This is a genomic window from Flavobacterium piscis, from assembly GCF_001686925.1.
In the GTDB taxonomy this organism is placed as follows: Bacteria; Bacteroidota; Bacteroidia; order Flavobacteriales; family Flavobacteriaceae; genus Flavobacterium; species Flavobacterium piscis.
In genome coordinates, this window is record NZ_LVEN01000005.1 from 89,064 (window position 1) to 102,151 (window position 13,088).

Here is a 13,088-nt window from a genome sequence, read left to right on the forward strand (position 1 = left end):
TAAATCAATTTAATCCTATTGTCAGTTCGAGCGTCCCGAGACTGCGGGAGCCTTGGACGATATAATTGCTCTTATTACTAATCGTATTTAAAATTAAAATAAGAAGCTATTCCTGCTGTTCATTACAAGCACTCGGGCAAAATAACTTTTTTTCAAGGCCTTAAAAGAGCTTCCGCTGGTCGCTTTTTAAGACCAGAAAAAAATGTTATTTTGCTCCTCGTGGCTTTCCATTTCCATCAGGGCTAAGACTCTCGTATTTGTAAGACCTTTCGTGTAAAGTTAAATTTATGAATAAGTTAGTAATCAAGTTTCCAATTTATTCACTATATTTGCACGCAATTCAACTAGAAATTGCAACATGATAGCACACAACTCCAAGATTATCGGCGAAGGTTTAACTTACGACGATGTATTATTAGTACCTAACTACTCGAATGTGCTTCCTCGCGAAGTGAGTATCAAATCAAAATTTTCACGAAATATTACACTAAACGTTCCAATAGTATCAGCTGCTATGGATACCGTTACCGAGAGTTCTATGGCAATTGCTATGGCGCAAGAAGGCGGAATAGGTGTTTTGCATAAAAACATGACAATCGAGCAACAAGCTGCGAAGGTTAGAAGAGTAAAACGTGCTGAGTCAGGAATGATTATCGATCCGGTAACTTTACCTACCAATTCGACCATTGCAGATGCAAAAAATGCCATGAAGGAATACGGAATTGGCGGAATCCCAATCGTTGACGAAAACAAAATCCTTAAAGGAATCGTTACCAACCGTGATTTACGTTTCGAAAAAAACGGAGCAAGACCAATCGCTGAGGTAATGACCAGTACCAACTTAGTTACTGTAGCCGAAGGAACTTCACTAGAACAAGCCGAAGTAGTTTTACAAGGACATAAAATTGAAAAATTACCAGTAGTAAACGCTAACTATGAACTAGTTGGTTTAATTACTTTTAGAGATATTACAAAACTGACTCAAAAACCAATCGCTAACAAAGATGTTTTTGGTCGTTTAAGAGTTGCTGCTGCCATTGGTGTTACCGGTGACGCAGTGCAAAGAGCAGAAGCTTTAGTTGCTGCCGGAGTAGACGCTATTATTATTGATACCGCTCACGGACATACTGAAGGTGTTGTAAATACATTGAAAGAAATAAAATCAAAATTCCCAAATATCGACGTAATTGTAGGGAACATTGCAACTCCAGAAGCGGCTAAGTATTTAGTAGCAAACGGAGCAGACGGTGTAAAAGTAGGAATTGGACCTGGTTCTATCTGTACAACCCGTATCGTTGCAGGTGTTGGTTTTCCTCAATTTTCAGCAGTTCTTGAAGTAGCTGCAGCTATCAAAGGAACTGGAGTTCCGGTTATTGCAGATGGTGGAATTCGTTATACAGGTGATATCCCGAAAGCAATCGCTGCCGGTGCCGACTGTGTAATGTTAGGATCTTTATTAGCAGGAACAAAAGAATCTCCTGGAGAAACCATTATCTTCGAAGGAAGAAAGTTCAAATCGTACCGCGGAATGGGTTCTGTTGAAGCGATGCAAACGGGTTCGAAAGACCGTTACTTTCAGGATGTTGAAGACGATGTTAAAAAACTAGTTCCCGAAGGAATTGTTGGTCGCGTTCCTTACAAAGGAGAATTAAACGAAAGTATGCTTCAGTTTGTTGGAGGTCTTCGTGCGGGAATGGGATACTGTGGTTCAAAAGATATTCCTACGTTGCAGGAAACTGGACGTTTTGTTAGAATCACGTCAAGCGGAATTACAGAAAGTCATCCACATAACGTTACTATTACTAAAGAAGCTCCAAATTATTCAAGATAATTTTTAGTTTTCATTATAAAACAAAAGGCATAAGAGTTTGATTCTTATGCCTTTTTTTTTGTTTTAATTTTTTAAAATTTGAACCGTTTGATAAAATCCACTTTTTGTTTTTGCTTGAAGACTAAATGTTTCTTGTTTCATGTCAAATACCATTTCAGTATCTAAATCGTATTTTGTTGGAAAATGATTTACCATATCATAATTCATCTTTCCTGTTCCCGTACCAGATCCCTGTATATTATATTTTTCAACAGAAATTTTCATAGTGTATAGAACAGAAATATCAAAATTAGCAGTTTTATTTACGATGTTTACTAATTTGTAAGTTGTGGTTAAAACCATTTCTAAGGATATACCTGCAATAGGAATGTTGAAAGGTGTTTCCTGAGAAAATGATTCACCAACTTTTATTGTTTTTGCTGGTAAATCGAGTTGAGAAAAAGTACTTTGTACCGTTTCTAAAAGATTTTTCTTGAAAGTTTCGTCAAGATCTTTTGCAACAATCGAATCTAATGTCGGCATTTTCGAAACTGTTCCTCTTCCATAAATTAAAGTTCCATTCGGAATAATAGTCTTATTTTCAGAATCTATAGAATTTAAAAATTCTAGAGAAATAGGAAAAGTGCCGTCACTCTGCAATTTTCCTGATTTAAAAACGGATTCAATAGTATTTATATTTGTTGTAACAGTGGGGTTTTGAACCCCTTTTTCTTTTAATTTTTCTAATATATCGTCTGAAGCAGTATATTGAAGTGTGTTTTCAATGCTTTGCTTTACTTTTTGTAGGTATTTTGTCTGTGGTGTATATTTAATTTTAAAATCTACAGATTGTCCAAAAAATAGAAATGGAATGAACGCAAAAATTATTAAGTATATATTTTTCATATCAGAAATACAGAAGCATTTTTTTTCTTGCTTCTGAGAACGAAAATAGAAAAATTAAATATCTTTTATAAACTTTGAGTGTTATTTAATGTAAGATCTTTCTTTTTTATTTCTTTAAAAATTATAAAATTAATGAGTTTTAAAACATTAAACACCACCGCGGCTATTCAATATTTTCTCAGTCGTAACATCAGAATGTAATAATTCCTCCATTTGATAGGTGGTGCGTTGCGCTTCGAGAGCATAACTAAACATTTTTTGCTCATAGTCATCAATTGCATCCTGAAGAGATGAGAATTCTCCGTTAGTTAAATTCTCTGTTAACTGATAAGCGTCCATTAACCCCATATTTACACCTTCTCCGGCAAATGGTGGCATCAAGTGTGCCGCATCACCAACAAGTGTAATATTTGAATGTTTTTTCCAGGATTCTTCTAAGGAGAACAAACGTAATGGCAATCCCCAAAAATCCGTAGAAGCGTTAAAGAACTTTTTATAATCTTCATTCCAGTTCTCGAATTTTTTATTCAGAAAAGCAATTACGGAAGCATTGTCTTCAAAGTCAATTCCGTTATTTAAAACCCAATTTTCATCTGCTTTAAAAGAAACTCCAAAATGTATAGAACCATCGCGTAAAGTGTGGGTATAAAACATTTTTTTCTCTCCCATTGCCATTACATTTCCGTCACCGTATTTAGGTTTGAATTCAGGATAATCGCGATCCGGATTTTCAATTTCTCCCTGAATAATATAAGTTCCGGAAAGTTGAGGCTCTTTATCCGTAACAAATTTTCGGGCATTCGATCTTCCGCCATTCGCCACAATAACAAAATCAGCAGTTATTTTAGTACCGTTTTTAAATTCTAAATGATATTGTTCGTCAATTTTTTGAATTTCCGTTAGCTGACTGTCCCAAATTACGGTATTTTCCTGTAGATTTTCCAGCATGATTTTTCTCAAATCATTTCTGTCGATTTCCGGTCTTGAATAAGCATTCTCTTCAGTAGGCATTTCTTCCGAAGTAATATTTCCATTCATATCCGCCATTTTTTCTCCAGTTGGTCTTGCGTAGCGATAAAACTCCTCCATCAAGTCTGCTTTTATGATCGCTTTTTGACCTGAATCTGAGTGGATGTCAAGAGTTCCGCCCGAAGTTCTCGCCTGAGCATTTAGATCTCTTTCGTAAACCGTTACATCAGCACCATTAATTTGTAAAATTCTCGCTGTTGTCAATCCAACAGGTCCGCCGCCAATTATGGCAATTTTTTTGTTTTTTATAAGTGAAGTATTCATTTGATTTTTTATTTAATTGATATTGTATTAATTGAATTTTTTTGGTTTGAATTTGATACTGTTATTGAGATTAACATTGCAATTGATATTAATTTTTGAAATTGAAATTGATTTTTGACATTGCAATTGAAATTGATATTGAAATTGATTTTTTAATCACGGAGTCAAAGCTTTAATAACCAAATTAAAAGCTTCATTCCTAATTTCCTCAGTAAATACAAAAGCTTTCCCTGACATTGATTTACCTTCTCTGTGAAGTTCTAATAGTGAATAAAGCGATCCATAAGCAATACTCCAGAAAACTTCAAATGTGATAGGAAGAAGCTCTTTTTTTTCAATAGCTTTTGTGATAAATTTTGTCATTTGTTCTTTAAAGTCTGTTGTTATTTCTGCTAAAATTGCGTCGCCATAAGTAGAATGTTTTAGGAGTTCAAGACAAGTAGTCTGCAAAGAAAAGTTAATAGCAAACTTAGAACGGTTGTCCCATTGTTGACGTAAACCATCAAAAAAAGACATTTCAGGTGAAAATCCGACTAACATTTCTTCAAAGAAATTTTTACCAATTTCAATTCCAATTTTTCTGATAAGATCTTCCTTATCCGAATAATAAATATAAAGTGTTGCCACAGAAACTCCACATTCTTTCGCTAGTCGATTCATTCCAAAACCTTCAACACCTTGTGAAACCAGCATTTCGATGGCTTTTTGCTTGACAATTTCTTCTTTATTTGTATCTCTGGTTCTCATAATTTTAATTCATTATGGTACAAAGATATTAATAATAAATGAACGTTCGCTTATTTAAGGTGAAAAAGTTTCAAAGGATCAAAGGGACAGAGGTCCAAAGGGACAGAGGTCCAAAGGCTTGGTAGAGACGCGCAGCAATGCGTCTATTGAGGTTTTAATTGAATAGCCTCCAGCTTTAGCTGGGGGATGAAAGAGGGTGAGAAAAATAGGCTTTAGCCGAATTTAATTGATGATAATAAATGTTTTAAAAAAAAACTTTGTGTCTTCGTGCCTTCGCGGCATAAAAAAAAGCATAAAAAAACTGCTACCATAATTCGTTAAAATTACAATAGCAGCTTTCCCTTGGATAACATATTTTTTATGGAGTAGCGGTTTGTTCTGCTTCTCTAACTTTTTGATTTTCTAAAATCTTTTGAATAAACGGTTTTGTCTGAGTTTCTATTTCTGCTTCAGAAATATCCAATGCTTTTGGATCTTTTACTAATGCAAGCCATGGTTTAGGTTCCCCAAAAGGATAACTTCCAAAAACAATTACCGGCGTTCCTTTTACTTTTACGTTTTCCTTATCTTTTAGGATCCATTCATCGGCAAATTTGTAAAGGAATTTAGCATCAGTTTCTTGTAATCGTAAACAAGAGTGCGATGCCGGATAACCAGGTAATTCATATTCGTGAAAACCAACGCCCAATTTATTTTCGATATTAAAGTTCCATTTCAAATCCCATTCGTCATTAAACGTACTGGTTGTTTTTTCAGCTTTCCAATTGGTAAAAAATAATCCTGTTGGAGTAGGATCTTTTTTTCTCCCCATATTAGTTGGACCTGTATATACTAATTCGCCATTCTCGTAAGCTGCAAATGCCTGAGCCGGATAAGAGAAAATGATTACTTTCGAAACTTCTTCTAAAGCTGCAACATGTAAAGGAAACGGAAGATAATACACAAGATCACCTGTGAAATCTGCAGGAATCACAACTGAATCCATTTTTGCAAAATTGGCTTTATCAGTTCTGTTTAAGGCATATGCAATATGAAGTTTTGTACTGTCAGAACCATTTGTTTTTAACCATTCTTTCGTTTTTTCGAAATGATAAGAAGTGGTTTTTGGTTTTGTATGCTCAATTGTTTTTTTAGGTTTTGCTTTTTCCTTAGTTTCAGTTGATTCGCTTTTTTTGCATGAACCTAATAAAACTAATACTAATACAAGTAGGATATTGGATGTGTAATATAACTTTTTCATAAACTGGTTTTTATTTATGTAAAGTTATTTTAATCATCGCGAAAATGGCTTACACAATTTTTTGAATTGTTTGCTTGATTTTCATTTTACTGTATTAATTCCAATGCAGACATTTCATCTAATAAGATTTTAAACAGTTCCAGTAGTGAATTTAAGGTTTCAAGATTATCTATTTCTCCATCTATATAATAAGATAATTCGAATTCATTTTCAGGAAGTTTTTGTTCCCATATTCCTTTCTGATCACTAATATGGATGTTTACTTCTTTTTGTATCGCAATGCGATTTCTTAGTTCTTTATTGCGAAGTAAGGTCTTTATCTTAAACTCATTATTACTTTTAATTGTAAAAGCTTTGTCAAAATCAGGGTAGCCAATTTCTATATCTTGCGCTCCAAATAGTTTTTCAATTTTTCGAGTAAATCCTTCGTTGTAAATTTCAAATTTAAAATGATCTTTTAAAGTAATAGGAGCAATAACTCGCGTCATTTGAGTACTATATTTTCCAGACCAAAGCCTATAATTATCAAAGACAATTTTCCAGTTTTTATATTCAATTTCTGTTGAATCTGATTGCCAGGAATAACCTTCTTTAAAAGTGCCTTTGGTTTGTTTTGCAAATTCTCGCCATGTATTCATTTTACTTTTTCTCAATTAATTTCAAAACATATTCCATCTGAGCATCTCTATTCTTTATAAAATCATCAAAAGTTTGACTCACTTTATAATCAGGAATTACACCTCTGCCAAACATCTGATTTGGTTTCTTAGGAACATCCTGTTCTAAATTTACGATAGAAAATTGTGTTTTTATTTTTGTGTTAGGTAATTCGTATTCGATAGGAGTATGGCCATTATGACCGTAATAACCACCCATGGTTTCTTCGCCAATAACAATGGCACTGGTTTTTCCTGCAACTAATGATGCAAAAAGCGATCCTGCCGAAGCTATTCTCGGGCTTATCAGCAAATAAATTTGACCTTTGAAAGTATTTTTATCCGGCTGTAATACGTGATTAAATTTTGGATCCTGGGGAAATATTTTGCCTTTTAGGATTGGATATTCTTCCTTTAACTCCGCTTCAAAATCATTCTTTTCTTCCAGTTTTTTTTCAGCCTCAGTTTCTTCATAAACGAAATAAGAAAGAAATGGGATTTTCTGAAAATTGATAAAGGCACTTTTGTTTTCGCGATACGTTTTTTGCGTTAAGTATGAAAATGTTACCAAATCATTAGGATCTGAACCTCCGCCATTATTTCTGACATCTACAATTAAATTTTTTATTTCAGGATGCACAGCAAGCATTTGAAAACAGCTGTCAAGATATTTTTTATAAACTAAATGTTCTTTGGCTTGAGCGTTTCCTCCAATTGCAAAAGAATGTACCGCAAGTAAGGCGGTATTTTGTGAAATAATCTTAAACGAATATTTGTCTTTAATTTTGTTATAGAACAAGCTGTCAGAAGGAAAAGAATGGCGCTTTTTGAAGTTCTCTTTTCTTTCTTCGTTAGAAATACCGGCAATAGTTTTAGATAGTTTTTTAGTTTGGTTTGGAAGTGAGTATTCAACTAGAAAATTTTCTTTTGGGCCATATTCCATTTCAAAATATCTTGAAAAAGCAGCGTTAATTCCAATTGATTTTCCGGATATATTAAAGCCGTCCGTGGTGTAATACTTGTAAAAGGAGCGTATTATTTTATTTATTTCAATTCCGTTAATAATATGAATTTCTGAGCCTAACGGAATTTCATCGTTTTTAAAATTGATGATTGTTTTGTTCGCGATCAATTTTATCGGAAAAGGGAAAAAAACTTTTTCTGATGTATATCTGTTTTTAAATACATCAGGAAGAGTTGTATTATTATGTACACTGCCTTCGAAGTCAGTTATTTGTAGAATAATTTTGTAAAAATCCAGTAATTCCAGCGGACTTTTTAATTGTAAAAATGCCCAATTGTAAATACTGTCAATTTGCTTTTTAGTCCGATACTTGTAAATGCCTGAATTTGCTTTTTCTCTGATTTCTCTAAAAGTAGTAAGATCTTGTTTGAGTTTTTCTGAAGTGAATTTATCATTTTGAGAGCATACTATAAGTGGAAAAATCAGAAAAAAAGCTATTTTAAATTTGAGCATCAGATTGGTTTTGTTTAGAACCTAAAAATACTCAAAAAAATTAAATCAAATTTTTAATTTTAGCATGTTGTAATAACATAATTGTTTTAGCATCAGTAATCTCACCGGATTCGATCATGTTGTAAGCTTCTTCAAAAGTATATTCCAGTACTTCAATGTTTTCTTGTTCGGCATCTAGTCCGCCACCATCATTTACTTTCATGGTTTCATCATATTCTCCAACAAAAAGATATAAAATCTCTGTAACAGAACCTGGTGACATATAAGTTTCAATAACTTTCTGAACTTTATTTAGACGATAGCCAGTTTCTTCTTCGGTTTCGCGAATTACAGCTTGTTCAGCATTATCCTGATCAAGAAGTCCGGCACAAACCTCGATCATCATTCCGTTTTTATTTCCGTTAAGATAAGTAGGCAAACGAAACTGACGCGTTAAGATCACTGTCTTTTTAGATGAATTGTACAATAAAATAGCGGCTCCGTTTCCACGATCATACACTTCACGAATATGTGATTCTACTTTACCGTCTTTCTTTTGGTAATCAAAAGTTACTTTGTTTAGTATGTACCAATTGTCTGATAGTAACTTAGTTTCGGTAACTTTAATTTCTGGATTTTTCATAATAAGAAATCTTTTGTATAAAAAAACGCTCTGGTTATCAGAGCGTTTAGATGTATTATTTTGTTATTGTTTGCTTTCTGTCAGGTCCAACAGATACAATTTTAATTGGCACTCCAACTTCTTCTTCAATAAACTCAATATATTCTTTTAGCTCAATTGGTAATTGATCGTAAGTCGTCAATCCTGTTAAGTCAGCTTTCCATCCTTTAAATTGTTTATAAACAGGAGTTACGTTTTCCGGCTCGATGTTGTAAGGAAAGTGAGAAATGTTTTGTCCTTTATAGTTGTATTCTGTACAAACTTTCAAAGTTTCGAATCCTGAAAGAACATCGCCTTTCATCATCATTAACTGAGTAACTCCGTTTACCTGAACAGCATATTTTAAAGCTACAAGGTCTAACCATCCGCAACGTCTTTGTCTTCCTGTAACAGATCCAAATTCGTTACCCACTTTTGCCATAGTAGCACCAACTTCGTCAAAAAGTTCCGTTGGGAAAGGTCCGCTACCAACACGTGTTACGTAAGCTTTAAAAATTCCGTATACTTCTTTGATTTTGTTAGGTGCAATTCCTAAACCAGTACAAGCTCCTGCAGCAGTAGTATTTGATGAAGTTACGAAAGGATAAGTTCCAAAATCAACATCTAATAAAGATCCCTGAGCTCCTTCGCATAAAATAGATTTACCTGCTTTTTGAGCCTGGTAGATATATTCTTCACTGTCGATAAAATCTAATTTTTTTAATTCTTCGATAGCTTCAAAAAACTCTTTTTCAAGTTCAGCTAAGTTGTATTGAATTGCTACATCATAAAAAGCAATCATTGCTTCATGCTTGTCAGCCAATGCTCTGTAACGTTCTTTAAAATCTTCTAATTCAATATCTCCAACACGTAATCCGTTTCTTCCGGTTTTGTCCATGTAAGTTGGTCCAATTCCTTTAAGAGTAGAACCAATTTTAGCTTTTCCTTTAGACGCTTCAGAAGCTGCATCAAGCAAACGGTGCGTTGGTAAAATTAAATGTGCTTTTCTTGAAATGATCAATTTGTTTTTGATGTCAAGGTTGAATTTCTCCAAACCTTCAATTTCTTTTTGAAAAACTACCGGATCTATTACAACACCATTACCAATGATGTTTATTGAATTTTTATGAAAAATTCCAGAAGGAATGGTTCTTAATACATGTTTAATTCCGTCAAATTCTAATGTATGTCCTGCATTTGGTCCTCCCTGAAAACGTGCAATAATATCATAATTTGAGGTAAGAACGTCAACAATTTTCCCTTTACCTTCATCTCCCCATTGTAATCCTAGTAATAAATCTACGGTCATTCTGTTTTAATTTGCGTTGAGGCAATTTGAGTTGCCCTACTGATTAATGTAGTTAATTTTCTTTTTTTTTATTTTTTAAAATAATGCGTTTCCGGACTATTGTTTTTGCTTTTTGTTTCCGTAGAAATACAATGAATGATTCGTAATTTCGATATCAAATATTTCTTCGATTGTTTTTTTGATGGTTTGAATTCTTGGATCGCAAAATTCGATTACCTCACCAGAATCAGTCATGATAATATGGTCATGCTGTTTATCAAAATATGATTTTTCATAGTAAGCCTGATTTTGCCCAAATTGATGTTTTCTAACCAAAGCGCAGTCTAACAATAACTCGATCGTGTTGTATAATGTAGCTCTACTCACACGATAGTTCTTGTTTTTCATCTTGATATATAAGTTTTCTATATCAAAATGCTCTTCGCTATCGTAAATTTCCTGAAGTATAGCATAACGCTCAGGAGTTTTGCGATGCCCTTTTTGCTCAAGATACATTGTAAATACATTTTTTACAATTTCTTGATTCTTAGTGTTGTCAGTTGAAATGAGTGTCATATCCGGCAAAGATAATTTTTTATTTTTAATGAATAAAAGTTTCGGGTTTAAAGTTTAGTTATAAAACCCTTATAGATAGGTTAAAAAAGTTTAAGTTCTGTACTCTCTCGTCACTTTATCAACCCCATCAATTTTTTTAATCGCATTAATCATTTTCTTCAAAATGGTATTGTTTTGAACAATTACAGCAATCTGACCATGAAAAATTCCGGCATCTGTGCTTAACGAAATGCTCTGGATATTCACGCTCATATTGTTCGATATCACTCTGGTTAACTGATTGGTAAGCCCTAAAACATCCATTCCCGTAATATTAATAATAGCCTTGAATTCTTCTTGAGATGAATCAATCCATTTGGCACTCATGATTCGATAAGCATAATTAGACTGCATGCCAATCGCATTAGGGCAGTCTTTTTTGTGTACTTTAATTCCTTCGTTTATCGTTACAAATCCAAAAACATCATCCCCCGGAATTGGGTTACAGCATGGCGAAAGTTTATAATCGAGTTTGTCATGCTCAGTACCAAAAACCAGCATATCATAATTACTGCTGATAACTTGTTTATGAATATCATCGGCAGCAGTTGTATCTTTATTTCTTTTAATTTTATTTTTGAAGAAATTGATAAACGTATTGCTTTTTTGGGCGGCATAATCTTTTAATTGCTGATTCTCGATTGCTCCAATTCCAACTCTGTAAAATAAATCTAAACTCGTTTTGAGTTTAAAAAAGTTCACCAGTTCATTAATAACCTGCTCGTTGATCGTTATCTTTAAATGTCTTAGTTTTCGAGTAAGTAATTCTTTTCCTTCTTCAGCAATTTTTTTAGTGTTCTCGTTAAGAACGTTTTTTATTTTCGTTTTGGCTCTTGATGTGGTTACATATTCTAACCAGTTTACAGTTGGTTTTTGGTTGGCAGAAGTAATCACTTCGACCTGATCACCACTTTTTAACTCGTGATTTAACGGAACTAAACGTCCATTTACACGGGTTCCTCTGGTTTTTATTCCAATTTCTGAGTGAATGCTAAACGCAAAATCCAGCGAAGTAGCACCTTTTGGCAGTGATTTAATTTCTCCTTTTGGCGTAAAGACAAAGATTTCTTTCGAATATAAATTCATTTTAAAATCTTCAACAAAATCAACCGCATTCGTTTCCTGATTTTCCAGCGCTTCGCGTAGCAAATTCAACCAAACATCAAGACCGCTTTCTTCTGTAGCGCCGTTTTTATATTTGTAATGCGCTGCATAACCTTTCTCTGCAATTTCATCCATACGCTCGCTTCGAACCTGCACTTCGACCCAACGGCCTTTTGGTCCCATTACGGTAATGTGCAAAGCCTCGTAACCAGTTGATTTTGGAGATGAAATCCAGTCACGCAAACGACTCGGGCTTGGTCTGTAGTGATCTGTTACGATGGAGTAGATTTTCCAGGCCACAAATTTTTCGTCGTGCTGATCTGATTTATAGACAATTCTAAGAGCAAATTTGTCGTACACTTCATCAAAACTTACATTTTGAGCCCGCATTTTACGACGGATCGAATAAATAGATTTCGGACGTCCCTTGATTACATAATCGATACTTTCATTGTCGAGAGATTTCTTTAAAACATCCGAAATATCTTTGATATAAGCGTCCTGTTCTTCTTTTGTCTCCCTTATTTTGCTTACAATATCATTGTAAACAGCCGGTTCTGTATATTTTAAACCTAAATCTTCCAATTTGGTTTTTATATTATAAAGTCCTAAACGATGGGCGAGAGGCGCATAAATATAAAGCGTTTCCGAAGCAATTTTGGTTTGCTTGTATTCTGCCATTGAATCCATAGTTTGCATATTATGCAAACGATCGGCGAGTTTTATCAAAATTACACGAACGTCATCGTTCAGTGTAAGGATCATTTTTCTGAAATTTTCTGCCTGCATCGAGGCATTCAGATCTTTTTGAACTAACGAAATTTTGGTTAAACCTTCGACAAGTTGAGCCACTTTTGGGTTAAATAAACGCTCAATATCCTCGACTGTCATAGGAGTATCTTCGACAACATCGTGCAATAAAGCCGCAGCAATAGAGGTCGCTCCTAAACCAATTTCAGAAGCAACAATTTTCGCAACTGCAATAGGATGAAAGATATACGCTTCGCCAGATTTACGTCTTTGTTCTTTATGTGCATCTACTGCGACATCAAATGCTTTTCGAATTAATTTTTTGTCGGTTGGACTTAAAGTCTGATAACTGATTCGAAGTAATTCTTTATACTCTTGGGCAATTGCTTTATTTTCTTTCTCAATATCTATTTCTATCATAACGGCATAGTTCAAGTACTAAAAATAAGAATAAGTTTGAATATACGCAAGGGAATGAAGGGTTGATTTCTGAATTTAGATTTATGATTTCAGAGGGTAGATTTTGGCTTGTCAAATCGAGCGGAGTCGAGATTTTTTTGTA

Annotated in this window: 11 protein-coding genes; 1 reads left to right on the top strand and 10 read right to left on the bottom strand. The window is 34.0% G+C overall.

What is annotated here, in order from left to right; all coding sequences use genetic code 11:
- Positions 1 to 358: 358 nt before the first annotated feature.
- Positions 359 to 1,831, top strand: coding sequence for an IMP dehydrogenase (guaB, locus tag FLP_RS03860; protein WP_065448215.1), 1,473 nt, complete (start codon positions 359 to 361; stop codon positions 1,829 to 1,831).
- Between the two features lie 63 nt (positions 1,832 to 1,894).
- On the opposite strand, the gene FLP_RS03865 is transcribed toward guaB, so the two are convergent.
- From FLP_RS03865 to FLP_RS03910, 10 genes are all read right to left on the bottom strand, one after another.
- Positions 1,895 to 2,716, bottom strand: a complete 822-nt coding sequence (locus FLP_RS03865; protein ID WP_065448216.1) for a hypothetical protein — start codon at positions 2,714 to 2,716, stop codon at positions 1,895 to 1,897.
- A 147-nt stretch (positions 2,717 to 2,863) separates the two neighbouring features.
- Positions 2,864 to 4,009, bottom strand: a complete 1,146-nt coding sequence (locus FLP_RS03870) for an FAD-dependent oxidoreductase (RefSeq protein WP_065448217.1) — start codon at positions 4,007 to 4,009, stop codon at positions 2,864 to 2,866.
- A 156-nt stretch (positions 4,010 to 4,165) separates the two neighbouring features.
- Positions 4,166 to 4,756: a TetR/AcrR family transcriptional regulator gene (locus FLP_RS03875; RefSeq protein ID WP_065448218.1), complete on the bottom strand. Its 591-nt coding sequence runs from the start codon at positions 4,754 to 4,756 to the stop codon at positions 4,166 to 4,168.
- Between the two features lie 358 nt (positions 4,757 to 5,114).
- Complete coding sequence (locus tag FLP_RS03880) at positions 5,115 to 5,996, bottom strand: L,D-transpeptidase (RefSeq protein WP_065448219.1); 882 nt, start codon at positions 5,994 to 5,996, stop codon at positions 5,115 to 5,117.
- A gap of 86 nt (positions 5,997 to 6,082) precedes the next feature.
- On the bottom strand, positions 6,083 to 6,634 hold the full coding sequence (locus tag FLP_RS03885; protein WP_065448220.1) for a hypothetical protein: 552 nt from the start codon (positions 6,632 to 6,634) through the stop codon (positions 6,083 to 6,085).
- Position 6,635: 1 nt separating this feature from the next.
- On the bottom strand, positions 6,636 to 8,129 hold the full coding sequence (locus FLP_RS03890; RefSeq protein WP_065448221.1) for a S41 family peptidase: 1,494 nt from the start codon (positions 8,127 to 8,129) through the stop codon (positions 6,636 to 6,638).
- Positions 8,130 to 8,169: 40 nt separating this feature from the next.
- Positions 8,170 to 8,751 carry an NUDIX domain-containing protein gene (locus FLP_RS03895; protein WP_174548789.1) on the bottom strand — a complete coding sequence of 194 codons (582 nt, stop codon included), beginning with the start codon at positions 8,749 to 8,751 and terminating at the stop codon, positions 8,170 to 8,172.
- 55 nt (positions 8,752 to 8,806) lie between these two features.
- Positions 8,807 to 10,078, bottom strand: coding sequence for an adenylosuccinate synthase (locus tag FLP_RS03900; protein WP_065448223.1), 1,272 nt, complete (start codon positions 10,076 to 10,078; stop codon positions 8,807 to 8,809).
- Positions 10,079 to 10,174: 96 nt separating this feature from the next.
- Positions 10,175 to 10,633: a Fur family transcriptional regulator gene (locus FLP_RS03905; protein ID WP_026981862.1), complete on the bottom strand. Its 459-nt coding sequence runs from the start codon at positions 10,631 to 10,633 to the stop codon at positions 10,175 to 10,177.
- 90 nt (positions 10,634 to 10,723) lie between these two features.
- Positions 10,724 to 12,946 (bottom strand): RelA/SpoT family protein, encoded by a 2,223-nt coding sequence (locus FLP_RS03910; RefSeq protein ID WP_065448224.1) that lies wholly within the window; start codon positions 12,944 to 12,946, stop codon positions 10,724 to 10,726.
- Between the last annotated feature and the right edge of the window lie 142 nt (positions 12,947 to 13,088).